The sequence below is a fragment of the Rhizobium sp. SAFR-030 genome (genome assembly GCF_059415005.1).
This window is the reverse complement of record NZ_JBPFDO010000003.1, coordinates 359,580-385,930: the sequence shown is the minus strand read 5'-3', so window position 1 is coordinate 385,930 and position 26,351 is coordinate 359,580. Positions and strand designations below refer to the sequence as shown.

At 62.4% G+C, this 26,351-nt stretch carries 20 protein-coding genes and 1 tRNA gene; 11 read left to right on the top strand and 10 right to left on the bottom strand.

Features of this window, described 5'->3' with window-relative positions:
- Nucleotides 1-3: 3 nt before the first annotated feature.
- A complete protein-coding gene (gene cobU / locus ACR65N_RS11365; protein ID WP_440457325.1) occupies nucleotides 4-531 on the bottom strand; it encodes a bifunctional adenosylcobinamide kinase/adenosylcobinamide-phosphate guanylyltransferase in 528 nt (175 codons plus the stop codon).
- Nucleotides 532-1,211: 680 nt separating this feature from the next.
- Between cobU and ACR65N_RS11360 the strand changes: the two genes are divergently transcribed.
- Nucleotides 1,212-2,210, top strand: coding sequence for an ABC transporter substrate-binding protein (locus tag ACR65N_RS11360; protein ID WP_440457085.1), 999 nt, complete (start codon nucleotides 1,212-1,214; stop codon nucleotides 2,208-2,210).
- Between the two features lie 222 nt (nucleotides 2,211-2,432).
- Here ACR65N_RS11360 and ACR65N_RS11355 read toward each other — a convergent pair whose 3' ends face one another.
- Complete coding sequence (locus ACR65N_RS11355) at nucleotides 2,433-2,591, bottom strand: entericidin domain-containing protein (RefSeq protein ID WP_430303882.1); 159 nt, start codon at nucleotides 2,589-2,591, stop codon at nucleotides 2,433-2,435.
- A 385-nt stretch (nucleotides 2,592-2,976) separates the two neighbouring features.
- Here ACR65N_RS11355 and ACR65N_RS11350 point away from each other — a divergent pair, with 385 nt between their 5' ends.
- On the top strand, nucleotides 2,977-3,753 hold the full coding sequence (locus tag ACR65N_RS11350; RefSeq protein WP_440457084.1) for a formyl transferase: 777 nt from the start codon (nucleotides 2,977-2,979) through the stop codon (nucleotides 3,751-3,753).
- A gap of 577 nt (nucleotides 3,754-4,330) precedes the next feature.
- On the opposite strand, the gene ACR65N_RS11345 is transcribed toward ACR65N_RS11350, so the two are convergent.
- Nucleotides 4,331-5,227: a LysR family transcriptional regulator gene (locus tag ACR65N_RS11345; protein WP_440457324.1), complete on the bottom strand. Its 897-nt coding sequence runs from the start codon at nucleotides 5,225-5,227 to the stop codon at nucleotides 4,331-4,333.
- 355 nt (nucleotides 5,228-5,582) lie between these two features.
- On the opposite strand from ACR65N_RS11345, the gene ACR65N_RS11340 reads away from it, so the two are divergent.
- Together ACR65N_RS11340 and ACR65N_RS11335 are read left to right on the top strand one after the other, a co-directional pair.
- Complete coding sequence (locus ACR65N_RS11340) at nucleotides 5,583-5,810, top strand: hypothetical protein (RefSeq protein WP_440457083.1); 228 nt, start codon at nucleotides 5,583-5,585, stop codon at nucleotides 5,808-5,810.
- A 257-nt stretch (nucleotides 5,811-6,067) separates the two neighbouring features.
- Nucleotides 6,068-7,087, top strand: a complete 1,020-nt coding sequence (locus ACR65N_RS11335; protein ID WP_440457082.1) for a GlxA family transcriptional regulator — start codon at nucleotides 6,068-6,070, stop codon at nucleotides 7,085-7,087.
- Nucleotides 7,088-7,114: 27 nt separating this feature from the next.
- On the opposite strand, the gene ACR65N_RS11330 is transcribed toward ACR65N_RS11335, so the two are convergent.
- From ACR65N_RS11330 to ACR65N_RS11320, 3 genes are all read right to left on the bottom strand, one after another.
- Nucleotides 7,115-7,972: a response regulator gene (locus tag ACR65N_RS11330; protein ID WP_430303886.1), complete on the bottom strand. Its 858-nt coding sequence runs from the start codon at nucleotides 7,970-7,972 to the stop codon at nucleotides 7,115-7,117.
- Nucleotides 7,973-8,113: 141 nt separating this feature from the next.
- Entirely contained in the window at nucleotides 8,114-10,627 is a 2,514-nt protein-coding gene (locus tag ACR65N_RS11325) for a GcvT family protein (RefSeq protein ID WP_440457323.1), read from the bottom strand.
- A gap of 175 nt (nucleotides 10,628-10,802) precedes the next feature.
- Nucleotides 10,803-13,295 (bottom strand): mechanosensitive ion channel domain-containing protein, encoded by a 2,493-nt coding sequence (locus ACR65N_RS11320; RefSeq protein ID WP_440457081.1) that lies wholly within the window; start codon nucleotides 13,293-13,295, stop codon nucleotides 10,803-10,805.
- A 273-nt stretch (nucleotides 13,296-13,568) separates the two neighbouring features.
- Between ACR65N_RS11320 and ACR65N_RS11315 the strand changes: the two genes are divergently transcribed.
- A complete protein-coding gene (locus ACR65N_RS11315; RefSeq protein ID WP_430303888.1) occupies nucleotides 13,569-13,820 on the top strand; it encodes a GlsB/YeaQ/YmgE family stress response membrane protein in 252 nt (83 codons plus the stop codon).
- An 80-nt stretch (nucleotides 13,821-13,900) separates the two neighbouring features.
- Here the strand turns inward: ACR65N_RS11315 and ACR65N_RS11310 are convergent, their stop codons facing one another.
- The gene (locus ACR65N_RS11310) at nucleotides 13,901-14,392 is read right to left on the bottom strand and encodes a heme-degrading domain-containing protein (RefSeq protein ID WP_440457080.1); all 492 of its coding nucleotides are present in this window, start codon (nucleotides 14,390-14,392) and stop codon (nucleotides 13,901-13,903) included.
- 260 nt (nucleotides 14,393-14,652) lie between these two features.
- On the opposite strand from ACR65N_RS11310, the gene ACR65N_RS11305 reads away from it, so the two are divergent.
- Nucleotides 14,653-14,728: transfer RNA gene (locus tag ACR65N_RS11305), tRNA-Lys, on the top strand.
- A gap of 138 nt (nucleotides 14,729-14,866) precedes the next feature.
- Nucleotides 14,867-15,052: a hypothetical protein gene (locus ACR65N_RS11300; protein WP_430303890.1), complete on the top strand. Its 186-nt coding sequence runs from the start codon at nucleotides 14,867-14,869 to the stop codon at nucleotides 15,050-15,052.
- Between the two features lie 99 nt (nucleotides 15,053-15,151).
- On the opposite strand, the gene ACR65N_RS11295 is transcribed toward ACR65N_RS11300, so the two are convergent.
- Both ACR65N_RS11295 and ACR65N_RS11290 read right to left on the bottom strand, forming a co-directional pair.
- Nucleotides 15,152-15,412, bottom strand: a complete 261-nt coding sequence (locus ACR65N_RS11295) for a DUF6074 family protein (RefSeq protein ID WP_430303891.1) — start codon at nucleotides 15,410-15,412, stop codon at nucleotides 15,152-15,154.
- Between the two features lie 158 nt (nucleotides 15,413-15,570).
- Entirely contained in the window at nucleotides 15,571-16,260 is a 690-nt protein-coding gene (locus tag ACR65N_RS11290; protein WP_440457079.1) for a thermonuclease family protein, read from the bottom strand.
- 192 nt (nucleotides 16,261-16,452) lie between these two features.
- Here ACR65N_RS11290 and ACR65N_RS11285 point away from each other — a divergent pair, with 192 nt between their 5' ends.
- The 4 genes from ACR65N_RS11285 (at nucleotide 16,453) to glgB (ending at nucleotide 25,639) form a co-directional block, all read left to right on the top strand.
- Nucleotides 16,453-16,674, top strand: coding sequence for a DUF982 domain-containing protein (locus ACR65N_RS11285; RefSeq protein WP_440457078.1), 222 nt, complete (start codon nucleotides 16,453-16,455; stop codon nucleotides 16,672-16,674).
- Nucleotides 16,675-16,870: 196 nt separating this feature from the next.
- Nucleotides 16,871-20,125 carry a maltotransferase domain-containing protein gene (locus ACR65N_RS11280; RefSeq protein ID WP_440457077.1) on the top strand — a complete coding sequence of 1,085 codons (3,255 nt, stop codon included), beginning with the start codon at nucleotides 16,871-16,873 and terminating at the stop codon, nucleotides 20,123-20,125.
- Between the two features lie 25 nt (nucleotides 20,126-20,150).
- The gene (gene treS / locus ACR65N_RS11275) at nucleotides 20,151-23,432 is read left to right on the top strand and encodes a maltose alpha-D-glucosyltransferase (protein WP_440457322.1); all 3,282 of its coding nucleotides are present in this window, start codon (nucleotides 20,151-20,153) and stop codon (nucleotides 23,430-23,432) included.
- The gene (gene glgB / locus ACR65N_RS11270; RefSeq protein WP_440457076.1) at nucleotides 23,429-25,639 is read left to right on the top strand and encodes a 1,4-alpha-glucan branching protein GlgB; all 2,211 of its coding nucleotides are present in this window, start codon (nucleotides 23,429-23,431) and stop codon (nucleotides 25,637-25,639) included. Before treS ends, glgB begins: the two co-directional genes overlap by 4 nt.
- On the opposite strand, the gene ACR65N_RS11265 is transcribed toward glgB, so the two are convergent.
- Nucleotides 25,620-26,348 carry a nucleoside/nucleotide kinase family protein gene (locus ACR65N_RS11265; RefSeq protein ID WP_440457075.1) on the bottom strand — a complete coding sequence of 243 codons (729 nt, stop codon included), beginning with the start codon at nucleotides 26,346-26,348 and terminating at the stop codon, nucleotides 25,620-25,622. The two genes, glgB and ACR65N_RS11265, sit on opposite strands and share 20 nt — an antisense overlap.
- Nucleotides 26,349-26,351 lie beyond the last annotated feature (3 nt).

Here is a 26,351-nt window from a genome sequence, read left to right as displayed (position 1 = left end):
CCTTCAACCCTTCATCCTGAGCGGCAGGCCCGCGGCGACAAAATAGACTTCGTCGGCAATCGAGGCTATCTGCTGGTGCAGCCGCCCGGCATGGTCACGGAACTGCCGTGCCATCTTATTGTCGGGGACGATGCCGAGACCGACCTCGTTCGACACGAGGATGACCTGTCCGCGAATCTTCCGAAGCGCACCAGCGAGCTGCTCGCCCTCCCCTTGCACATCGCGCGCCGCCATCATCAGGTTCGACAGCCAGAGTGTCAGGCAGTCGACCAGGATGACCCGGTCACCCGCATCGACATCGCCGATGGCCTCGGGCAAATCCACAGGCACCTCGTGAGTCATCCATCCGTCGCCGCGTTGCTCCTTGTGCTGCGCGATCCGCGTCTGCATCTCGTCGTCGAAGGGCTGCGAGGTGGCGATGTAGTGTCGCTCCAGGCAGCTCGATATAGCGAGGCTCTCAGAGAACACCGATTTTCCCGAGCGTGCGCCGCCGAGCACCAGGATGATTTTGCCGGATTGGGGAACGTCCATGAACACGCCAGGCAAGAGGGGAAGGACGGACCGGCCGACACGCATCATCGTCCATGAAAGGCGGCGAATTCGTAGATGAGGAGGTCGCCCGCCAGGCTGATCATGGCTTTGAAGCGCGGGCCTCGGCCGCCAGGGCGTCTCATCCGCCTGCGAAATGCAGCGCCGTCGACAAGGAGCACCTCAGCCTGTCCCTCAGGACACCGATTGTCCGTCCGCACCACCGCGAAGAGACGCGGCGGCACGTCGATATTTGGGGCCGCGAGGCGTATCTGTCAACGGTGCATGCCGCCACATATCTTGCAGGGCAGGTCCGATCCCATGGGCGGCAACTTTGGGTAAGATGCGGGCAGGACGTATCTCCGCCCTTTCGAGCGGCGGCGGCAAGGCTCCGGGACGCAATACCAATCCGGAGCCACCGCGGCCTGGCCACGCAGGACTGATAGCCCGTCATGTGTTACCGAGGCGTTAGTGCCGACACCGAATGTCCGCCGGCGAGCTATTTTTTCCGCAGCCCGTGAACTCGTCCTCCCGTCCTGGCGATGCGCCGACTTGTCTTGATGGCCGGTAAGGGTCGGCCTCGCTAAGGCCGACGGAGGTTGCTTTTCCTCGCCGAAGCCGTAGGTTCCAACAACCGCGGAAACGATGATGCAGACGATATTGCTGCAGAGGTACAGGACAGGATGACACGGCTGCTCTCCTTTGCTGCTCTCGCGATCGGTCTCTCTGCAGGTGCCGCCTGTGCCGAGGCGGCTGACTGCGGAGACGTGACGATCGCCGAGATGACTTGGGGTTCTGCGGGCCTTGCGGCACATCTCGACAAGATCGTTCTTGAGGAGGGATACGGCTGCCAGGTTACGCTCGTTCCCGGTGACACGATGCCGACCTTCACCTCGATGAACGAGAGAGGCGAGCCGGATCTCGCGCCGGAAATGTGGGTTGACGGCGTGCGGACAGCGCTCGAGAAAGCGGTCTCCGAGGGACGGCTCATCCAGACAGTCGCGCTCTTGTCCGATGGTGGCGTCGAAGGCTGGTGGATTCCGAAATTTCTTGCTGACGCTAATCCGAAGATCCGGACGGTCCAGGACGCGCTTAAGTACCCCGACCTGTTTCCGGCACCGGATAATGGACGCAAGGGCGCGATCACCAACTGTCCCACGGGTTGGAACTGCCATGTAACGACGGAAAATCTCTATCGCGCTCTGAATGCTGAGGAGCGCGGCTTCCAACTGGTGCAGACGCGTTCGGCAGCCGAACTTGATGGGTCGATTGCCAAGGCGTTCAAAGAAAAGACCGGATGGCTCGGCTATTACTGGGCGCCGACCGCAACGCTCGGCAAATACGATATGGTGAAACTGTCGTTTAACGTGCCGCACGACAACATGGAATGGAACAGGTGCACCGCCATTCCTGGCTGCGAGCACCCAAAGGCCAACGCCTATCCGGTCTCCGACGTTCAGACGGTTGTCACCCGACGCTTTGCCGATAAGGCAGGCGTTGCGATGGAATACGTTCAGACGCGAACATGGGACAACCAGACGGTCGGCAAGGTGCTGGCATGGATGGACGAAGAGCAGGCTGCCAGCGAAGACGGCGCGAAATACTTCCTCAAGACCTATCCGGACATCTGGACGAAATGGGTCCCGTCGCATGTTGCGAAGAAGATCAAGGCATCACTCTGACGTCGATGCAGTTTCTCAGCCTAGTGGCTCGCCGCGGACCGACTCACGATTTTCCGCCGGCCCGCCTGAGACCCGAGAATGATCGAATTCCTTATTTTGGCCCACCGGAACGTGATCGCTGTGAGGACCGTCATGGCTCAAACAGCCGCAAGCACAACAGCATCCGGGAGATCATAAGAAAAAGCCGGTCCTACGTAGGACCGGCTTCTCGGTCCGGGCGCCTTACTGGGCGGCCCGATTAACACGCTTGCCAGCATCCTGCGTCGCATCGACGGTGTTAGCCGTATCGGCGCCCATGCCGCGAATGGTGTTGCCGCAGGAAGAAAGCGTCATGATTGCTGCGAAGAGGGCAGCGGTTACGGTGACTGTCTTGGCCGTCATGTCGAAATACTCCGATGGAAAGAGGCAAAATCGTGTCGGAAATCATGTTTCCGCTTCTGGAACGTACGAGACGCGAAAAGGTTCACGTGATTGCCTAGGGAGCGATTGCGAGCGAAATCCTGCGCGCATGTCAGCATCAGATCAATGAGCATATCGACCCCCGCCGTATGCCGGATATCTGGCATTCCTGCAGAAGATCGGGTGTCGGCAAAATCTTCTGTTCGCTGGGTTCGACCGGCACGCGAGCTGCAGCCTATCTGGAGCTTGCGTATGAGTGCTGTCTTGCCGGTTTCGGCGATATGTCGGCTGCGCTTACCGCCGTTTAACGCTTTCTTGCGAGCCCGTGGTGGAGGATCCCGGCGATCTGTTGGGAGGTTGGAAACCGATGCCGGAATTGCGCGACGCCAGAGTGGCCGTGTTAACAGCCGGCGGGCCGAACCCGCAGGTGATGATCAACGTGCTCGCCGCTCATTTTCCGAACCTGCAGGTGATCCAGGAGAATAGCGAGACCAAGCGCACGCTGCTGAAGCGACGAGCGCGAAGACTTGGGTGGCTGACGGCCCTCGGCCAGTTGGCGACCATGATCGTCTCGCGCTTCGGCAAGACGCTGGCGGCCCGGCGCAGCGCGGAGATCCTGAGCAGTCACAACCTTTCTGATGCATTCGACACCGCCCTGCCTGTCCGCCGTGTGGCATCGCTTAACGATCCCGAGGTGCATGCCGTGCTCGCGGAACTCAATCCGGACCTCGTCTTCACCATTTCATGCCGGCTCCTGTCGCGCGTGACGCTTGCCGCCATCTCCTGCCCCGTCGTCAACTTTCACGCCGGCATCAACCCGACCTACCGTGGCCAGATGGGCGGGTACTGGGCTCGCGTCGAGCGCGACGAGGAGAATTTTGGCGCGACGATCCATCTGGTCGATGCCGGCACCGATACCGGCAAGACGCTCCAGGAGATCCGCCTCCGTCCCTCGCCGCGGGACACGATCTCCACCTATCCCCTGCTGCTGACTGCCGCCGGCGCGCATCAGGTCGTCGCGGCACTGCGCGCCGTGCTGGATGGCACGGCAGCCCCTTACGCTCCCGAAGGCCGATCGGAACTGCGTTTCCCGCCGCCATTGTGGACATACCTCTACCACGGCCTAACCCGCGGCATCTGGTAAGGCCCCTCCTAGGAGCTTTGCGCAAGCGGCATCCGGAGCAGGTCGCCGCCGACGGCACCTCGATCGGGGTCGTCACGCTTACAAGTCGGTCCAAGGCGCTGTTGCAGCCACCTCGGCGGCACCCGCAGCCGCCGGCGGTCGGCGTGGCGGCCCGACGCAACGACTGGCGTGTCTCCAAGTGCGACAGCTTCGCGAACGGTTGCGCGGATAATGAGTGGAATGGCGGAATGCGCTTTCGCCTGTGTCTTCGGTCCGGTCATGACGATGCGGATGCGCAAGACGGAAAGGCCTCAGGATGCAGTATGACTGGACCGGGAGTGATGACCGCCGGCGCATGTTCGTCCGCCTCGGCTTCGTGATCGCTTTGGCGACGGCCTTGGTTGCCGCCGCCATCTTGCAATTGATGTGATGCACCAGACCCGCAACCTTCCTGTGTGGATCGGTTGCGGGTTTTACCGCCGCGTTCGCAATCTGATCGGCGTGTCGATGTCTGACACAGACCCGCTCGTTCTCGTCTTGCGTCCGCCAGGCGCGGCCGCTCTGCCCGCAGGCGCCGCCGAAATCACGACTGAACGCGTCAGGCGGCAGCCTTTTCCCGTTCCGCATAGGCATCGCGGATGCTGTCCGCCACCGCCTTCGCCGGAACGGATAGGCTTGGCGCACAGAGAAGCCGGACGTCGAACGTCATCAGGTCGGGCAGCCCCTCCTTGACCCCGAGCACCGCCATATCCTCGGTGATATACGACCGCGGAAACGGTGCGATCGCCAGATCAGAGAGCACCGCGGCGCGCTGCGCCATCGTATTGGCACTGAGATAGGAAATCCGGTAGGGCCGTTTCATTCGCTCCAGCGCGTTCACCGCCGCCTGGCGCCAGATGCAGCCTTCCTCCCAGATGGAAATCGGCAACGGATCACGAAGATGCGCCGTTCCGCATCGGGCTCCGGCCCAGACAAGCCTGTCCTGGTAGACGATCTCCCCCGGTAGCGTAGTCGAATGATTGGAGAAATTCACCAGTGCAAGATCAAGCCGCTGCTCTTCCATCCGGCGTCTGAGCTTCAGGCTCATGTCGACCGTCACATCGACCATGATACCGGGAAACTTGCTGCCAAAGTTTTTCAGTATCCCCGGCAGCAGTCGCTCGGCGATGTCGTCTGCCGCCCCAAGGCGGACAACTCCTGACAGTTCCGGCATGATGAAACGTGACACCGCCTCGTTGGACAGGGCGATCATCCGCCGCGCATAGGATAGAAGCATCTCGCCGTGCGGCGTCAGCGACACCGACCGCGCGTCGCGCAGGAACAGCGTTACCCGCAACTGCTCCTCCAGCTTCTTGATCTGCATTGAGACCGCCGAGGGAGTGCGCAACACCGCCTCGGCGGCGGTAGAGAAATTGCCGGTGTCGGCAATCGCTACGAACGTCTTCAGTACGTCGTTGTCGAGCAGAGGAAGCGCGGGACGGAAGGAGGCGTTCATCATCTGTCTTTCAATATTTTTGAACAGAGGAACGATATCACCGCGTTCGCCTCACAGTCAATCCGACGCGCGGCTCATCCGGATCGACGTCGGATTCCGTCGCACCTTAATCTTGATCGCAGTTCATGGCTGACGGGCACTCGGCAGATGGACTAGATATCTGCGCACCAGCGTCAACAAAATTGAAACTTAGCCGCACATCATTGCATTTGATTGACAGCAATTAATGGCGCAGCTTCAGAAAGCTACGGATCTTCCATCAATAACTATCATGGATCGGATAATGTCGATCTGATTGATTGAACAGTTGGCGAGGCGCATCCATAGCTCGGCTAAACAACGAAAGGATTTGGCTGTGACCCTTGCTCTCCCGCATGCCCGGCCTGACCGGCGGGCCTATTCCTCACCTGTGCTCACGGAGCGCCTGGCGCTCCTGGTGCAGGCAGCCGGCCGCCGGCTGCTGCGGCACGCCGCTGAAAGCAACCGCCGCCGGACGGCCCTGCAACTGGAAGGTCTACCCTTCGACGTCCGCAAGGATATCGGCTGGCCTGCTGATGACATCGGCAACGGGCCAAAGTCCTAGCATGGACCATCACCGCTCTGCTTCAAGCCCGCGCTGAACCGACACCGGTAGCGCGGGCGATGCGTCTAGCGTTTCGGCTAAACTTTCGGCAGATCCGGGCATCCACGTGTGCATCTGTGCAACCAAGCGCCAATCGGGAACGTCTCCAAAGACACTCCTGCCCGCGCGACGGCATTAGAGATGTAGATGTCGCAAACGAGACATTGAACAACCATAATTTCAAGCGAGGAATGTTGAACCGCCACGGAGTTCCCGCGATGAACAAGCACCCCGCCCACAAGCGTACCCTGGTCTTCTTCCTCGTGCCGAATTTCACGATGCTGCCATTCTCGGCAGCGGTCGAAACCCTGCGGATCGCCAACCGAATGCTCGGCTATCCAGCCTATGAGTGGCGCCTCTCCTCCGTTGACGGCGAAAAGGTCTCATCCTCCAGCGGCATTGCCATCGAGGTCAACACCTCGCTTGCCGAGGAGCGCCGCAACATCAGCGGCGAGCACCGTCCGAACATGGTGCTGATCTGTTCCGGCATTCAGATCGAGGACTTCAACAACAAGTCGGTGCATGCTTTCCTGCGCGAGACCTACAACCGCGGCACTGCCGTCGGCAGCCTCTGTACCGGCGCCCATGTGCTGGCCCAAGCCGGCCTCCTGAACGGCAAGCGTTGCGCGATCCACTGGGAGAACCTGCCGGGCTTTGCCGAGGCCTTTCCACAGGCGGAGGTCTATGCGGATCTCTACGAAGTCGACAGCAACCTCTACACATGTGCCGGCGGCACTGCATCGCTGGACATGATGCTCAATCTTATCGGCCAAGATTTCGGCGAGGCATTGGTCAACCGTGTCTGCGAGCAGCAGCTGACGGACCGCGTCCGAAACCCGCACGACCGCCAGCGCCTGCCCCTGCGGGCTCGCCTCGGCGTGCAGAATAGCAAGGTACTGTCGATCATCGAGCTGATGGAAAGCAATCTGGCAGAGCCGCTGTCGCTCGTCGAGATCGCCGACGATGCCGACCTCTCACGTCGTCAGATCGAACGGCTGTTCCGCCAGGAGATGGGCCGTTCGCCTGCGCGCTACTATCTCGAGATCCGTCTCGACCGCGCGCGTCATCTGCTGGTCCAGTCGTCGATGCCGGTGGTGGAGGTCGCAGTGGCCTGTGGCTTCGTCTCAGCCTCGCATTTTTCTAAATGCTACCGCGAGGTCTACAACCGCTCCCCCCAGCAGGAACGCGCCGAGCGCAAAATGACGCTCAGCAGCGCGCGTGCCGGCGTCGCAGCCTGACGCCTGGCATCTGTCGCGGCCGAGAGATCAGGCAGGCACGGCGAGACTGGCAGCCGCGTCGCGGGCGTTGGATGCCTTGATGGTTCGGATCTGCGACAGCGTGTCGAGGTTCTGGTTGACGCGGCAGTAGAACTCCTCGTCGATGAACGGCCGCAGCATGAAGTCGTTGCCGCCGGCCTTCAGGAACCGCGCCGACAGCAGCCGGTTGGTCGAGGACGACACGCCGATAACCCTCAATTCGTGCGAACCGCGAACCGAGCGGATACGCCGTGTGAGCTCGAAGCCGTCGATGTCTGGCATGTTGTAGTCTGTCACGACGAGACCGATATCGGCATTTTTCTTCAACAGATCGATCGCCTTGGCGCCGCTTTCGGCGACGCTGACACGAAAATTGTAGCGCTTCAGGCGGGTCGACAGCAGCGCCCGGGCCGTCGGGCTGTCGTCGACGATCAGCACGTGATGGCGGTGGTTTGTGAGGAACCGGCAGACTGACTCAACCAGCATCTCGACGGCGAAGATGTTGTCCTTCAGGATGTAGTCGACGATATCCTTGGCGAGCAGCTTCTCGCGCGTCTGCTCCTGGAACGTGCCGGTGAAGACGATCGTCGGAATATTGAGGTCAAGCAGATATTCCAGCGCCTCGCCGTTCTCTGCACCTGGGAGGTTGATGTTGGAGATGGCCAGCCGGACTGGTTCTTCCGACAGCTCGTTCGCCGTGGTCAGATCGTCGTAAGTCCGGCAGATCTCGACGTCGATGTCGAAAATCTCCTTCAAACGCTGCCGCACCATCGAGGTGAAGACGTTCGAATCCTCAGCGAGGAGAATCCGGGCATCCGGAAATTTTTCCCCAGTATACTGCATTCCAGAAACACCCAGATACGTCATGACAAGCCTTTTGATCCCCAATCGTCGTGACGATAAGGCACGCGGATTTCGGAACCATTAAGCAGGAGCGGGTGGACGACAGGCAAGACTTGAATAAGCGGCTACAGGAAGCCGCTTTTCGGGTGTCCGGAAAGTTCTTATTCAGGCACGCAGGACGTTGTTGTCGGGATCGAACGGGCTTTCTCCGATAACCTCTGCCTCATACAGCGTTCCGAGGATCTTGACCTTGAGCTGCGTACCGAGAGCTGCGTGTTGCGGCTTCAGCATCGCCAGCGCCAGCGACTTGCCGACGCGCCAGCCGAATCCACCGCTGGTCACGCGTCCAACGATGTCCCCTGCCTCGTTGTAGATCGCCTCAGAGCCGCGCGCGTCGACTTCCGTGTTACCGCGTACCTCCACCGTGCTGAATGTCCATTTCAGGCCGGCATCGCGGTAGGATACGAGCCCATCGCGACCGAGGAACGGCTTTTCAGGCTTGATGAAGCGGTCGAGACCGGACTCGTAGGCATTGTATTCGATCGACAGTTCGCGGCCCATGTTGCGATACGACTTCTCGACAGCCATCGAAACCATGGCACGGATCCCGAACGGCCTGATACCAAACTCGGCACCCGCTTCCATCAACCTGTCGAAGATATAGGCCTGCATTTCAATCGGATGATGCAGCTCCCAGCCCAGCTCGCCGACGAAATTGACGCGCAGAGCATGTGCGCTGGCAACGCCGACGGAGATCGGCTTTGCCGTCAACCATGGGAAGTCTTTGTTATCCAGGCTCGTGCGCGTCAGCTTCTTCAGCACGTCGCGTGACCGTGGTCCGGCAAGCACCAGTACCCCGCATTTCTGGGTGATCGGCTGCAGTACGACAGATCCATCCTGCGGCAGGAGCCGCCACAGAAGGTCGTGATCGTGCGCCTCAAGACCACCGGCTGAGACCATGTAGAAACGGCCGGGCGCCCATTCGTAGATGGTGAACTCGGCACGCACGCCGCCGGCCGGCGTCAGAATATGGGCGAGCGTGATGCGGCCGCGCTTCTTCGGTATGGCGTTGGCGAAGATTGTTTCCAGCCAGGCCCGCGCGCCGGGACCCGAAACCTCGATCTTGGCAAACGGCGACATGTCGAGCACACCGACATTCTCCGTGACGTTCTTCACCTCGTCGCCGACATGCTCGAAATAGTTCGAGCGGCGGAACGACCATTTTTCGACGACCCGGCCATCATCGGTCCGTGGCGCGTGGTTGTGGCTGGTAATGACGTCGGCGCCGACGCCGAGATCCTCCTCCGGCACCGCATAGCCGGCTGGCGCGAACCAGTTGGCACGTTCCCACCCATAGACCGAGCCGAACACGCCGCCGAGCGCCTTGAGGCGATCGTAGACCGGCGTCGTCTTCAGCGGCCGGGCCGCGGCGCGCTCCTCGTCGGGGTAATGCATGGTGAAGACGTTGGCATAGGCCTCCTCGTTCTTGGCGATGAGGTAGCCTTCCGTCGCGTAAGGCCCGAAGCGGCGTGGATCGACGCCCATCAGGTCGACCGTCGGCTCGCCGTCGACAATCCATTCGGCAAGCTGCCAACCGGCGCCACCCGCGGCCGTGATGCCGAAGGAGTGTCCCTCGTTCAGCCAGAAGTTCTTGAGCCCCGGCGCCGGGCCGACGATCGGGTTGCCGTCCGGCGTATAGGCGATCGCGCCGTTATAGACCTTCTTGATGCCGACTTCGCCAAAAGCCGGCACCCGGGCGATAGCTGCCTCGATGTGCGGCATCAGCCGGTCGAGCTCTTCCTGGAAAAGCTCGTATTCGCTCTGGTCCGAAGGTCCATCGACGTAGCAGACTGGAGCGCCGACCTCGTAGGGGCCGAGAATCAGGCCGCCGGCTTCCTCGCGCATGTACCAGGCGCTGTCGGATTCGCGCAGCACGCCCATTTCCGGCAGCCCCTGACGGCGGCGTTCCTGAATGGCCGGATGCGGCTCGGTGACGATGTACTGATGCTCGACGGGAATGACCGGAATGTTGATGCCGACCATCTCGCCGGTCTTGCGAGCAAAATTGCCGGTACAGGAGATCACGTGCTCGGCGGTGATGTCGCCCTTGTCGGTCGTCACCACCCACTGCCCGTCGTCCTGCTGCGCGATGCCCGTCACCGTTGTGTTGCGGTAGATCGTGGCGCCGAGGTCGCGGGCGCCCTTGGCAAGCGCCTGGGTCAGGTCCGCCGGCTGAATGTAGCCATCGTCGGGATGCTGGATGGCGCCGAGCAATCCTTCCGTCTCGCAGAGTGGCCAGACCTCCTTCACCTGTTCCGGTGTCAGAAGGTTGACCTTGACGCCGATCGTCTCGGCGATGCCGGCGTAGTACATGTATTCGTCCCAGCGGTCCTTGGTGCGCGCCAGGCGGATGTTCGACACCTTGGAGAAGCCGACATTCATGCCGGTTTCCTGCTGCAGTTCCTCGTAGAAGCGAACAGAATACTTGTGCAGCTGGCCGACGGAATAGCTGAGGTTGAAGAGCGGCAGCAGTCCTGCAGCGTGCCAGGTGGAGCCCGAGGTCAGCTCCTTCCGCTCGATCAGGACGACGTCGCTCCAGCCCTTCTTCGCCAGATGGTAGAGGGTCGAGACACCGACGACGCCGCCTCCGATAACCACTGCCCGCGCCTGTGTCTTCATCACCCAACCCTCTCAACCTTCCGCCGGCGTTCACGACGCGGCGGATCGGACCCGCAATGGGCTGGACTATGCAGTTCCCGCCCGCCCGCCAGATGCCTGATAACGACAGCGAAAGAGCTTGGCGCGACGAGGGCAGCTTTGGCAACAGGATCGCGCGGAAGGACCGCGGTTGCCGTTACTTTCCCTCGTCCTCCGGCAGCGTCTCCGGCTGTGCAGGAGGGATCGGCTGCGGCATCGGATGCGGTTGCCGGCCCTGGCGCGCGGTGAACACGGTGCCGCTGACGTTGATATCCTGATGCGGGAACGGCATCTCGATGCCAGCCTCCCGGAAGCGACGCAGCACTTCCATCCGCACGCGGTTTCGAACCGCCAACCCGTCGTTCATGTCGGCAAGGTGGAAGCGCAACTCGAAATCAAGCGACGAAGCGCCGAACCGCAGGAATTCCACATGCGGCTCCGGATTGCGCAACGCCTCTGGTATCTCGCTGGCGATCTGCATCAGAAGGTCGATGACCTGCTGCGGATCAGTCTCGTAGCTGACGCTCACCGGCACCTCCGAACGCTGGATCCGGTTGCGGTGGGTCCAGTTTCCGACGGCCGCGTTAATGAGATCGGAATTCGGCACGATGATCGACTGCTTGCGGAAGGTCTCGATCTCGGTGGCGCGCACAGAAATTCGCTTGACGATGCCTTCCGTCGTTCCGGTAACCACATGATCGCCGACCTTGAACGGGCGCTCTACGAGAAGGATGAGCCCCGAGACGAAATTGGAGACGATGTTCTGCAACCCGAAGCCGATACCCACGGAGAGCGCGCTCGCCACTAGCGCCAGGCTCGACAGGTCGATGCCTGCCGCCGAAATGCCGACGACGGCGGCAAGCCCCATCCCCAGATAGCCGATGCCCGTCTTCACCGAATTTCGGACGCCTAGATCAACCTGGCTGCGCGCCATGACGTTGCGGTCGATCCAGCGCTGGGCAAAGCGGGTGCCGAGATAGCCAAGGAGGAACAGTAGGATGCCGCCGAGAATGCCGATCAGCGAGATGGAGATGCTGCCGATCGATATCTGCGTGAACAGCCGGTAGGCGGCCGCCTGGATGTCCTGGATCTGGAAGCCCCAGGTGAGCAGGATCATCGGAACGCCGAAGACCAGCGCCACGGCGTAAATGCCGAGCCCGGAGGCAAGGCCGATCTGATCAAGCGCCACCTCCGACAGCCGGTAGCGGCCGGTGAGATAGCGTCCGACGGAGGTGCGGGCGAAGGCGCCCTGCTTGCCGACCGCCTTGCCCGAGAGAATGCCGATATACATCGTCACGACCAGCGCGCCGGTGAGGACGATCTGCGTCGCGGCGAAGCGCGCCAGTCCGACATAGCCGGCAAGAACCGCCAGGATCAGCGCCACGCCTGCAGCCCGCAACAGCAGCGGGAAGCCGCGCGGCCAGGGCCGGCCCGGGGAGTCCGGATCCCTGTCTTCCGCCAGCAGCGGCTTCATGAACGACATCAGCAGCAGGATTACGCCAATCAACACCGAGGCGATCAGGCTCTTGGCGATGGTGAGGACCACAGGCGAGTTCAGCACCTCGCTGATCTCCGCCAGCACGTAGTCCAGGCCGTTGATCACCGCCATCAGCAGCGTCAGCCAGTACATGCGCCGGGCGCCGCGGTTCGACATGCGAATGAGGCGCCAGTTCGGATGGAGCGGCGCAAACACCAGGCCGCTCAGGCGAGCCACGAACACCACCACCCAGATCATCCCCAGCAGCGCTCCCAGCACCGGCGCAATGTCGGGCCGCAGCACGTTGAAGCTGACCAGGAAGAAGAAAGTCGAAGCCAGGAAGGCGGACAGCGAGAAGGTCTGGACAATCAGCGACCAGAAGGCAAACGACAGTCGGGTGATGAAGGGTGGGCTCTCCATCGCCAGGTCGCGCTTCACCATCCGGCCGAAAAACCGGTAGCCGCCGGCAAGAAACAGCAGGGCCGCGCCGAAAGACAGGACCACGGCTCCGAGAAACTGCAGCTTCTTGAACTTCCAGGCAAACGCCAGCCATCCGGCAAGCGTTGCGGTGAAGGTGCCTATCTCGTCGATGAAGGCTGAGCCGGCATCGATGAAGACGCCCGGCGACAATTCCGTGTGCTTGAGGAGCGTTGCCGAGAATAGCCGGCGCCGCTGCTCGGTGATCTTGCCGGAGAGTTCTCGCGCGCCGGCGACGATGTGGTTGATCTCGCTGCCGGTCGCCGTCAGTTCGGTCCGCTCGACCGTCAGCCGTTCACGCTCTTCGGTGACCACGGCGGCCTCCGGCGGCTGTCCCTCCTTCGGTGGCTCTCCAAGTTCCTTCAGACGCGCCTGGATCTGTTCGACACGCTGGTTCAGGTCCGCCAGGATCGCCGTCAGTTGCAGGTCCACGTCATCGGACTGCGCCTTGAAGTCCGCCAGTTGCACGTCCTCGACGTTTTCAGCATCCGCCTGGGCGCGGAGCGCCTGGAGGCTCTTGCCGGCATCGGCTGCGGCCTTCTGCGATCGCGTCGTCAGCCGGTCGGGAGCGGTATCGGCCGCCGGCACGGCATCAGGCGTCGATGCTGCACCCGCGTCGGGTGCCGGCGCCGGTGGCGGCGCTGCTGCCGATGGCGGCGCGGGCTCGGACTGCGCCAGCACGGCAGCTGGAGCCACTGCCGATGCGACCAGGCAAAGGACGAGGACGGCATGGCGAAGGAGCGCGGGCGTAGATCGAAAAACACGGTTCTGCAAGTCCGTTGACCTCATCGAAGATGGCGCATCCAGTTAAAGACAGCCGCTTGCAAAAGAAAGCGCTTCCTCAGAACCGGCTTTGATCGAGGCCCTTGGAGAAGATTTCCCCGGCAGAACTATGGCGGGTTCCAAAGCTCGGGAACCTGAAGCGAGGATCCGCGTTGATGGGGCGCAACCACAATGGAAGGGACAATTATGGAAAGCGCAGGCATCGGCTGGATCGCAGCTATCATCATCGGGGGTATCGCCGGCTGGCTCGCAGAGCAGTTCATGAAGAGCAACATGGGCGTTCTGATGAACATCCTGCTCGGCATCGTCGGCGCGATCATTGCCAACGCCATTCTGGGCATCTTCGGCGTCGTTCTGGGCGGCTGGATCGGCTACCTGATCGCCGGCTTCATCGGCGCTTGCATCCTGATCGCCGTTGGCCGGATGATCAGACGATAATTGTCGTCACCAGTCTGTCGGAGGGCCGCCATAGCGCGGCCCTTTTTCGTTGTTGATTGATCCGACTCGGAAGAGGCCTCTCAAGGTAGCCGGAGATGGCTCGGCTCGATGCCGAGATGCAGTGCCAGCGCTTCGACGACCAGACTATGGTCTTCCCGCTGCGGCAGGCCGGACACCGTCACCGCACCGATGCACCCCACTCCGATGACGCGAATTGGAAAGCTGCCGCCGTGCGCTGCGTAGTCGGCGGATGACATTCCCCATTTCGCTTCCGTCGTCGTGTTCTGCTGCGCCAGTTCGAGTCCGATAGCGTAGCTCGGCCGCAGCAGTCTCAGCGTCAGATTGCGCTTGCGGCGGATCCAGTGCTCGAAATCGGGCCTGGCGCCAGGCAGTGCGACAAAGAACGCCTGCATCCCGTTGATCTGGATGTCGATCGAAAGGACATGGCCTGCAGATGACGCGGCCGCGCGAATATGCTGGCCGAGAGACCAGGCGGAATCGAGATTGAAGTGCTCGAAGCAGAGCGCCTCTTCCTGCGCGGCAATCCGCGCCAGATCGTCTTTCGTCGACATCCTCATCTCCTCCTCTGATAGACGGCTCCTCTAATTGGACGTCGCGAACTGCGCTGTAAAGCCTAACTGATGGCCGGCAGTTGGCTGCAGGCAAGCCGTTTGCGAAGTCCCTTACGAGTTGCACGCGACGTTATCCCCAGACCGCTGGCCAATTGAAAAGAAACGAAAGTTTTTTCACATGGGTGCTAGACAAGCCTGCGCATCCTCTTTATACGCCCCTTCACACCAGCGGCGCCGCCGAACGGAAGCGCCACGGGGATGGGTGATTAGCTCAGTTGGTAGAGCAGCTGACTCTTAATCAGCGGGTCGTAGGTTCGAGCCCTACATCACCCACCAAACATTTTCCTGACAGGTCATATCAGAGAGCTGCAGCGCAAGCTGCGGCAGAACTGCAACGATTACAGATGTCGTTCGACAGGCTCTTGCAGTCTGGCGTCGCATGTACGATCTACGCGGCATAGACTGGAGATCGTCATGAACAAGAAATCCGCCGCTGTTGCACTTATCCTCGCTTTCGCGAGCCTCAGCCTTGCCGGCTGCACGTCCACGGGCAATCCGCACATCTATCAGGGACAGCCCGTCGGCGGCTTCGTCCAGGAACATGGCGGCGCCAATCCCGAACCGGTCGTCTGGCCGTCCGCGGTCGGCGGCGGCTACTGATCCTGCCGATCAGGCATTCTCGCCGAGAGCCTCGGCGAGGCCGCTGGATATTGCGGCCTCCGCCGGAATCGATCAGGGAACTGAGAAGATGCGCGGGAATCAGGCGCGGGCGTCGACGGCCAGATCGTCGTCTGCCGCGAACAACGCTTGCAGTTCCATCTGCACGGCATTCATGAACAGCGCCGCCTGGCGCGAGATCTCTTGTGGCTCAGCGCCCTGCTGCGCAAGTTCCGCGGCGATCGCCCGCATTTCGGAACGCCAGTACTGGTTGGCTTCTTCGCCATGAAGCGTCAGGAGCGCCTGCGCGCAGCGGCGGATATCGGCAGTCCGTCTATCGGCCGGGAAATGGGCAAGCGTCATGGTGTCTCCTGCTACGCACGCGTTCGAATCAAACTCACTTAGGCAAGATCGCCTGAACTGGTTCCCAAATCCTAAACACGCTGCGGACAATCCGATCGGTGCCTCGATCCGGAACAGCGGCCGGGCCTGCCGGCGCAGCCGCATCTTCCGGTCGCCGGTCAGCTGCACCAGGTTCTTCCGCCATCCGAAGCGGTCCGCACCAGACCTTCGCGAGCAAGCTGAGCGCCTATCGACTGGCCGTTGCGCATCACCACCCTGAGCTTTCGGCCTTGCCCGTCCTCATCCTTGTTCGGCCAGTCGGCGAGTTCGAACGTGCCGTCATTCAGCAGATCCCGAAGCCGCACCTTCGCCGCAAAACCCTTGGCGCGCTCTCCGTCGCACCGGGCATTCTGCGACGCTGGCGCCGAGATATCCGCAAGCCGGATTGCCTGCTTGCGGAACCAGAAGACATCGCCGTCCGCAACGCAGTTGTCGAGGCCGGACGTGCCGCAGAAGTAGAAGGTGCCGTGGAAGTTCTTGCCGACCAGCTCGCCGGCCTCCGGCTTGCTGACGGGCGCCGCCGCCATTGGAACTCCCGTAACCGGTGCGCGCGGCACCGGGTGGACGATCGGCACGGCAGGTGCCGGACGATCCGCCAGCCGACTTTCGGTCGCCGCCAGCAGCCTGGCCGGGGCGGTCTTGAACACCGTCGGCGTCCACCTGCGAAGCTGGTCGCCATGCTCGTAGGCCGTGATCCCGCCTGCGACACCGACGAGCGCCACCACCCAAGGCCAGACCCGGCTGCCGCTCTTCTTCCTGGTCGTCCGACGCTTGGTCCGCCGTCCTTTGCTTGCAGATGCGTTGGCCATGATCGCTCCATTCCAAGATGGCTGCATCATCCTCCGTGGAGGTTGCCAAAGAGTTTTCAGCCGCGGCTTCATCCCCGGTTTTGGCATAGGATGTCAGGACACAGAAAACGTGGGTTGGAACTTTGGATCATGATTGAAGTTAGCGCCTCGTCGCTACGGTATTGTTCTGCCGGCAGCGCGTGGGAGGAGCACATGGAACATACTCAATGGCGCCGGCCGGTTCAGGCCGCCGGGCTCGATATTACTGGCCCGCTCGAAGCGATCCAGTTCATGGATCATCGTTGGCCCGGCGTGAAGGCGATGAGCTTCGCGACCGCCCACCAATCGTGCTTGGCGGCCCTCGATGGTCGCGAGAAACCCGACCACGCACGCGATTGTTTCAAGCAGGCGGTCGACGAGGCGCAGCTGCACTGAATACTTGCGGATGGGCGCTAGCCGGCTCGACAACGCCACCGGCCGGCGATGGTTGTCCGTCAGCCCCGAGGGTATCCTCGTTGCGTCCGGCGGGGATCTCCCGACGCGCGTCGCTGTGCGGCCAAGAACGCTTGGCGCGCGTGGAACCTGCCCTTCCTCCCGACGTTAGACGCAAAACCTGCGGAGTACGGCGCCCATGAACATCGTTCAATCGAACCTTACCTCTTCCACCCTTGCCGCCCCCCGCATCTACTACATTCATCCTTTACTGCTCACCGATCCCGCCGCGTGGAACGCCGTCTTCCAGCATGCCCGCGGGCTCGGCTTCGACACCATTCTCAGCGCCCCGCTCTTCCCCCGCGCCGTTAACACGAGCGTCTTCGTCGCATCCTCTCTGGACCGGCTGGATCCGGCCTATGGGCTCGGCGATGATCTGGAGGAGGGTCTTCGACGCTTGGTGGGGATGGCCGACGAGCATGGCCTGTCACTGATGCTGGACCTGGTGGTTGACCGTCTCGCAGTTGCAGAAGGCCAAACCAATGGCCCGGCCGCCGATCCGCGGCTTTCTCCGCACGACGCGAACAGCCGCCGAGTGAACGCCGACGATCCCGGAGCGCTCGAAGCGCATCTGAACACCTGGTCGCAACGGCTCATGCGGATAGTCGGTGCCGGTGTTGCCGGCTTCCGCTGCCTTGGTCTGGAGGGCCTGCCGACCGAGAGCTGGCGGCGGCTGATCGAAGCCGCACGGCGCGCACGTCCGGATGCCACCTTCCTCGCCTGGACGCCCGGCACCTCTTTCGAGCTGCGGCGGGCGCTTCCCGACGTCGGTTTCGATGGCTGCTTCTCCTCGCTTGCGTGGTGGGATCTGGAGCAGCGCTGGTTCATCGAGGAGCATGATCTGCAGCGCGCCTTCCGGTACCAGATCGCTTTCCCCGAAGTCCCCTTCGCAAAGCGCCTCGCCCACGGCATGGACAGCACCGAGATACGCGCCAGACGGGCAGTCCAGGCTTTGAAGCTTTCGGCCTCGATCGGCAGCGGTCTGATGGTACCGATTGGGTTCGAATATGGCGCGACGGCAGCGCTCGATCCCGTGCACGGCAACGGCGAGGGCCTACGCGGACTTGCGGACCGCCAGACATACGATCTTTCCTCCGAGATCCGCCGCGTCAACGACACGCTGTTGCGCGATGGAGCACAGTTTCGCTCAAGCCCGTTGCAACTGATCAACGTGACGCAGAGCCCTGCGGTCGCCCTGCTGCAGGCCGACGCGGCAGACCATCGCTCGGCGCAAGGCATCCGCCTGGTGGTGGTCAACCGCGATCTGCGCGCCGGGGCACCGGCGCCACTCAATGCGGTGCGCGATGCAGCCTCCGGCTTCCTGCCGCTGACAGATCCGACCGAGGGCGGCTCCTCGCCGATTGCCCCCCACCTGCGCCTCAAGCCCGGCGAACTGCGCATCTTCGAGGGGTACGCTTCGCCCGCTATTGCCGGCGCAGTGCCCGCCCAGGATGTCGATGAGGCAGCCGCCTCGCCGCGCCTGGCGATCGAGGCAATCACCCCGAGCGTCGACGACGGACGTTTTGCCGTCAAGCGCGTCGTCGGCGATACGGTTGTCGTGGAAGCCGACATCTTCGGCGACGGCCATGATCCGATTTCCGCTGCCCTGTTCTGGAGGACGGCCGACGAGGAAAGATGGACGGAAGTTCCAATGCGCCTGGTCGAGAACGATCGCTGGCGCGCCGAGTTCACGCCGAAGCGCATGGGCCGGCACGAATTCGCGGTCGAGACCTGGCGCAACCCGTTCCAGATCTTCCGCTACGAGTTTTCGAAGAAGCACGACGCCCGCCTGGACCTCAACCTGGAGATCCAGGAAGGCATGGCCCATGTTCGAGATGCGCTTAGCGCTGCCAAGGGTGATGTTCTGATAGGCTTGCAGGAGCTGGCGGAAAGGCTGGACCGGGCAGCCGAGCCTGAACGTATCGAGCTCCTTCTGGCGCCGGAAACCTTCCGGTTGATGGCCGAGGCCGATCGTCGTCCGCACCGGCTTCGGTCGAAGAGCATTCCGCTGGATGCAGAGCGTCGCGAGGCTGCCTTCGCCAGCTGGTACCAGATCTTTCCACGTTCGCAGAGCGGCGATCCCAATCGCCACGGCACGTTCGACGACGTCATTGCGCGACTGCCGGCGATCCGCGAGATGGGCTTCGACGTTCTCTATTTCCCGCCGATCCACCCGATTGGCACCACCAACCGCAAGGGCCGCAACAACAGCCTGACGGCCGGGCCGAACGATCCGGGCAGCCCCTATGGCATCGGCTCTCCGGACGGCGGCCACGACGCGATCCATCCGGAGCTTGGGACCTTCGATGACTTCCGCAGGCTGGTCGGGGCGGCCGCGGAGAATGGCCTGGAGATCGCCCTCGACCTGGCTATCCAGGCATCCCCGGACCACCCCTGGCTGAAGCAGCATCCCGGCTGGTTCGACTGGCGCCCGGACGGAACGGTGCGCTACGCCGAAAATCCGCCGAAGAAGTACGAAGACATCGTCAACGTCGATTTCTACGCCAAGGACGCCGTGCCGTCGCTGTGGACCGAGTTGCGCGACGTGGTGCAGCTATGGGTCGACAACGGCGTCAAGCTGTTCCGCGTCGACAACCCGCACACCAAGCCCTTCCCGTTCTGGGAATGGCTAATCGCCGACATCCGTGACCGCCATCCGGACGTGGTCTTCCTCTCGGAAGCCTTCACGCGACCCAAGGTGATGTACCGGCTCGCCAAAGTCGGCTTCTCCCAATCCTACACCTACTTCACCTGGCGCAACACCAAGTGGGAACTCGAAACCTACATGCGCGAGATCACCACTGAAGCGCCCAAGGAATTCTTCCGCCCGCATTTCTTCGTCAACACGCACGACATCAATCCCGACTTTTTGCAAAACGCGCCGCGCTCGGCCTACCTGATCCGCGCGGCGCTGGCCGCCACCCTGTCCGGCCTCTGGGGCGTCTACAATGGCTTCGAGCTTTGCGAGGGCCGCCCGGATGCCAAGCGCAAGGAATATGCGGATTCCGAGAAGTACGAGATCCGTGCCTGGGACTGGGATCGACCTGGAAACATCAAGGGCGAGATCGCCCTGCTGAACCGGATCCGCAAGGAGAACCCGGCGCTCCATTCGCATCTAGGCCTCAACCAGCTGATCGCCTGGAACGACAACGTGATGTTCTACGAGAAGGCCAGTGCCGGCCGCGAGAACGTGCTCCTGATCGGCGTCAGTCTCGATCCGCACAACGTGCAGGAGGCGGATGTCGAGATACCCCTCTGGTCATGGAACCTCCCGGACAATGGCGCGCTTAACGTCGAAGATCTCGTCAGCAGCCAGAAATTTACGCTGACGGGGAAATGGCAGCGGCTTCGACTTGAGCCGAACCAGCCTTTTTCCATCTGGCGCGTACGATAACCGAGGAAAATCCTAAATGGACATGATGCAGAGCCAGAGCCAGCCGACCGAAAAGGATCTCCTGTGGTACAAGGATTCGATCATCTACCAGTTGCACGTCAAATCCTTCTGTGACGGCAACGGCGACGGCATTGGCGATTTTGCCGGTCTCACCCAGAAGCTCGATCATATCGCGTCGCTCGGTGCCACGGCGATCTGGCTTCTGCCCTTCTTCCCCTCCCCGCGTCGTGACGATGGTTACGACATTGCCGACTACGGCAATGTCAGCCCCGACTACGGCACGATGGACGAGTTCCGCGCCTTCGTTGATCAGGCGCATCAGCGTGGCATTCGGGTGATCATCGAACTGGTCATCAATCACACGTCCGACCAGCATCCGTGGTTCCAGAGGGCACGCAACTCGCCTGCCGGATCGCCAGAGCGGGATTTCTACGTGTGGTCGGATACCGACCAGAAGTTCCCGGAAACCCGCATTATCTTCCTCGATACCGAAAAGTCGAACTGGACATGGGACCCGGTCGCCGGCTCCTATTACTGGCACCGCTTCTACTCCCACCAGCCGGACCTGAACTTTGACAACCCGCAGGTTCTCGATGAACTGCTCAGTGTCATGCGCTTCTGGCTCGAGACCGGCATCGACGGCTTCCGCCTGGACGCCATCCCCTACCTGATCGAGCGAGAGGGCACCAACAACGAGAACCTGCCCGAGACGCACGACATCCTGAAGAAGATCCGCGCCGCCCTCGATGCGACGCATCCGGGAAAGGTGCTGCTCGCCGAGGCCAACCAGTGGCCGGAGGACACCAGCGAGTATTTCGGCAACGGCGACGAATGCAACATGGCGTTCCATTTCCCGCTGATGCCGCGCATGTACATGGCGATTGCCAAGGAGGATCGCTTTCCGATCACCGACATCATGCGTCAGACGCCGGAGATCCCGGAAAACTGCCAATGGGCGATCTTCCTGCGCAACCACGACGAACTGACGCTCGAAATGGTGACCGACGCCGAGCGCGACTATCTCTGGAGCATCTACGCCGCCGACCAGCGCGCCCGCATCAATCTTGGCATCCGCCGGCGCCTGGCGCCTCTAATGGAACGCGACCGCCGACGCATCGAACTGATGAACGGCCTGCTGCTCTCCATGCCTGGAACGCCGGTCATCTACTACGGCGACGAAATCGGGATGGGGGATAACATCTATCTCGGCGACCGCGACGGCGTTCGTACCCCGATGCAGTGGTCGCCGGACCGCAATGGCGGGTTCTCGCGGGCCGACCCGGCCCGCCTCGTGCTGCCGCCGGTCATGGACCCGCTCTACGGTTACGAAGCGCTGAACGTCGAAGCACAGAGCGTCGACAACCACTCGCTGCTCAACTGGACGCGGCGCATGCTGGCGCTGCGCGGCCGGCATCCGGCATTCGGACGCGGTACGCTGCGTTTCCTGACGCCCGGCAACCGCAAGATCCTCGCATACCTGCGCGAATACGGAGGCGACACCATTCTCTGCGTCGCCAACCTGTCGCGCCTGCCGCAGGCAGTCGAGCTCGATCTGTCGGAATTTCAGGGACGCGTGCCGATCGAACTCACCGGCATGTCGCCCTTCCCTCCGATCGGCCAGCTGACCTACCTGCTCACTCTGCCTCCCTTCTCCTTCTACTGGTTCCAGCTTGTGGCCGAAGCCGATGGCCCAGCCTGGCGAACGGAGCCCCCCGAGCAAATGCCTGACCTCACGACGATGGTCATGCGCCGAGACCTGATGGAGCTGATCGACGAGCCGAAGCTTGCAGCCACCCTGTCGCGTGACATCCTGCCGGCCTACCTCGACAAGCGCCGCTGGTTCGGCTCGAAGGGCGAAACCCTCAAGCGGGCGACGCTGGTGGCGGCGACCCCCATGGGCTTCACCCACAACATCCTGCTCGGCGAACTGGAAGCTGAACTGGAGGGCCACACCGAAACCTATCTGCTGCCGCTGACGGCCGCCTGGGACGACACTCAGCCGCCGGCACTGGCCCAGCAGCTGGCTTTGGCCCGCATCCGCCAGGGCCGCCGCGTGGGCTACCTGACGGATGGGTTCGCCATCGAGAACATGGCACGCGGCGTCATCCGCGGTCTTTGCGAAAGATCGGTCATTTCGGGCCGCTCAGGCACCCTCGAGTTCCTCGGTACCGAAGCGCTCGACTGCATGAGCCTTGCCGAGGATCTGCCGGTTCGGTGGCTGTCGGCCGAGCAGTCCAACAGCTCGCTGATCATCGCTGACGTGGCGATGATCAAGCTGATCCGCCACATCTTCCCGGGCGTTCATCCGGAAGTCGAGATGACCCGCTACCTCACCAAGGTCGGCTACAAGAACACTGCGCCACTGCTGGGCGAAATCGCCCGGACCGCGCCCGACGGTACACGCTACACGCTGATCATCGTCCAGGGAGCGATCCGCAACCAGGGTGATGCCTGGAACTGGATGCTGACCAATCTGCGCCGGGCTCTCGACGATATCGGCCTGACGCAGCCGGGTCCGGAAGCCGAAGCCGACCTCCTGCGCCCGCTGGTCGAGTTTTCGGGCATGATCGGCAAGCGGCTTGGCGAACTGCACGTGGCGCTCGCCAATCCGACGGACGACGAGGACTTTGCCCCGCTTCCGGCCAAGCCGGAGAACGTCGAGTTCTGGCGCCGCAGCGCAGTGGGCCAGATCGAAAAGGCACTGGCGATCCTGGAGGAGAACCAGCGCGACATGGAACCGGAGACGGCAGCACTGGTCACGCCGCTTCTGTCCCGCCGGGACGAGCTGTTGCGGATTTCCGCGGAGCTTGCACAGGCCGCCGAGGGCGCGCTGATGATCCGCAATCACGGAGACTTCCATCTGGGCCAGATCCTGGTTGCCGAACACGATGCCTACATCATCGATTTCGAAGGCGAGCCTGCGCGCGACCTGCAGGAGCGGCGCGGCAAGACCATCCCGCTTCGTGACGTTGCAGGACTGCTGCGCTCGCTTAGCTACCTTGCGGCCACTGCAGACCTGGAAACCGAAGCGGTGACCGAAACTGATAACCCGGTGCGCGGCGATATCATCCGCCGGTTCACCGAGCAGGCGGAAGCGGCCTTCCTCGAACAGTATTTCGAGGCAGTCGGGCAGTCGGAAAACCTGGCTGTCAGCGAAGATGACCGGCGCCGCATGCTGGATCTCTACCTCCTGGAAAAGGCGGCTTACGAGATCAGTTACGAAGCACGCAACCGTCCGAAATGGCTGCCTATTCCGCTGAGCGGCTTTGCCGCCATCGTCGACAGGCTCGCGGAGAAGAGCGCATGAACATGGAACGATCCGAACTTATCGCCGGCCTCGATCGTGACGCGGTGAATGCCCTTGTCGATGGACGACACGGCGATCCCTTCTCCATTCTCGGGCCCCATGTCGTGAATGGAATCACGGTCGTGCGGGTCTTCCTGCCCGGCGCCGAGGGCGTCGAGATCCTGCAGGCGGATGCAAGCGCCGTTCGCACCAAGATGCATCCGGTGCACGAGGCCGGCCTGTTTGCGACTGCGTTGGAGACAGGCGGGCGCTACAGCTTCCGGATCCAGTGGCCGGATGCGGTACAGGAGACCGAAGACCCCTACTCCTTCGGGCTGCTGCTCGGCGAGCTTGATCTCCACCTGATCAGCCAGGGAACCCATTACGATCTCGGCCGCACGATGGGTGCGCGTGCGATGGAGGTGGACGGCGTTGAAGGCGTGCGTTTCGCGGTCTGGGCGCCGACTGCCCGGCGTGTTTCGGTGGTCGGCGACTTCAATGCGTGGGACGGCCGCCGTCATCCGATGCGCCTGCGCCCGCAGGCCGGCATCTGGGAAATCTTCCTACCGCGCATCGGCCCGGGAGACCGCTACAAGTTCGAAATCGTCGACCAGAACGGCAACCTTCTGCCGCAGAAGGCCGACCCGGTCGCACGTGCCAGCGAAGCCGCGCCGGCCACCGCCTCGATCGTTGCGTCCAGCCGGCCGTTCCAGTGGACCGATGGCGAGTGGATGCGCCAAGGTGCCGCCAAGCGCTCGGGCGAAGGGCCGATCTCCGTCTACGAGGTGCACCTCGGCTCCTGGCTGCGCGTCGCCGAAGAAGGCAACCGCTCGCTAGATTGGGTCGAGCTTAGCCAGCGCCTGGTACCCTATGTAGCAAAGCTCGGTTTCACCCACATCGAGCTGATGCCGATCATGGAGCACCCTTTCGGCGGCTCCTGGGGCTACCAGCCGCTGGGTCTCTTCGCGCCGACAGGGCGCTACGGCACGCCGGAGGATCTTGCCTACTTCATCGACCGCTGCCATGCCTGCGGCATCGGCGTCATCCTCGACTGGGTCCCGGCGCATTTCCCGACCGATCCGTGGGGGCTCGCCCGCTTTGACGGCACCGCACTCTACGAGCACGAGGATCCCCGCGAAGGCTTCCACAAGGACTGGAACACGCTGATCTACAATCTCGGCCGCAACGAGGTGAAAGGCTTTCTCATTGCCTCGGCACTCGAGTGGCTCGAGCACTTCCACATCGATGCGCTGCGCGTCGACGCGGTCGCCTCGATGCTCTACCGCGACTATTCGCGCAACGCCGACGAATGGATTCCCAACAAGTATGGCGGCCGCGAAAACCTCGAATCGGTGGAATTCTTCAAGCACCTCAACAGCATTATCCATCAGCGCTGCCCGCATGCCTTCACCGTTGCCGAGGAATCGACTGCCTGGCCAGGCGTTACGAAGCCTGTGGAAGAAGGCGGTCTCGGCTTCGACTTCAAGTGGAACATGGGGTGGATGCACGACACGCTCCACTACATGCAGGAAGAGCCGGTCTACCGGAAGTACCACCACGGGACGATGACCTTCGGCATGGTCTACGCCTATTCCGAGCGGTTCATGCTGCCGCTCAGCCACGACGAGGTGGTGCATGGCAAGGGCTCACTACTCGGCAAGATGCCCGGCGACCACTGGCAGAAGATGGCGAACCTGCGCGCCTATTTCGGTTTCATGTGGGCGCATCCGGGCAAGAAGCTCATCTTCATGGGCTGCGAGATTGCGCAGGAGACCGAATGGAACCACGACGCCTCGATCGTGTGGGATCTCCTCGACCGGCCGGACCACGCCGGCATGCAGCGGCTGATCGGCGACCTCAACCGGCTCTATGCGGAAGAACCCGCCCTGCAGCACGGCGACCTACACCCCGACGGCTTCGAGTGGGTGATCGGCGACGACGCCGAGAACTCGGTCTTCGGCATGCTGCGCAAGACGGGCGATGGCTCCGCCATGGTCGTCGCCATCTCCAACATGACGCCAGTTCCGCGACAGGGCTATCGCGTCGGTGTGCCGCGGGAGGGCCGCTGGCAGGAGGTCCTCAATACCGATGCTGTCGTCTATGGCGGCTCCAATCTCGGCAATGTCGAGGCACGGAGCGAGCCGCAGCCGTCACATGGCAGGGATCATTCGATCCTTGTGACGCTCCCGCCGCTGGCGACGATCTACCTCAAGTGGCAGCCGGCGTAAGCTCCGGCTGATCGGCGGGCAGCGGCTGCTGAGGCACAGTCGTCACTCCGCTGCCCGGCCAGTCGGTCTCGAGACGTAAGTGCCGCAGGATCGCGTCGACGACATCCGTGTCACGTGTCGTCTCGTCCTGCGGCACGACCATCCAGCCATCCGCCTCGGCCATCTGCATCAGCAGAACCTGGATGCTATCCTGGTAGGCGCAGTAGGCGCTCCTCGGATCGCCGGCCAGGCCGTCCCAGCGGCCAAGCTCGGTCTCCTTGAACTGAGCCCGACGCGTCCAGGAAAGCTTGGGATCGATCGACAGCAGCACCACCAGATCCGGTTCTGCCGCCGCGGCAAAATAGCCGCGCAGCACGTCGAGGCTGAGACCGGCCCGTCGATGTGCCTTGGCGATAACCCGGTACTGCGACCCGTCCATCACCGAGATCGTCCGGCTGCCTTTCAGCATGCGACCGATGGCGGAGAACCAGGCGGCCAGAAGGTGCAGATAGAAATACGTACCGAGCAGATCCTGCTTCGGCTCGCCTTGCTGCGGCCAGATGACCTCCTTCAACAGGCTGAGCCGGCTATCGGCGAAGTTGTCGCCAAAGGTGATGTCGCTCTTGTTCAACGCCCGCGCCGGGTGGCCGAGCTCGCTGAGCGCCCGCGCAAGCCTGCCGGCGATGTGCGTTTTTCCCGCACCGTCTATTCCCTCTATGGCGATCAGCATGAT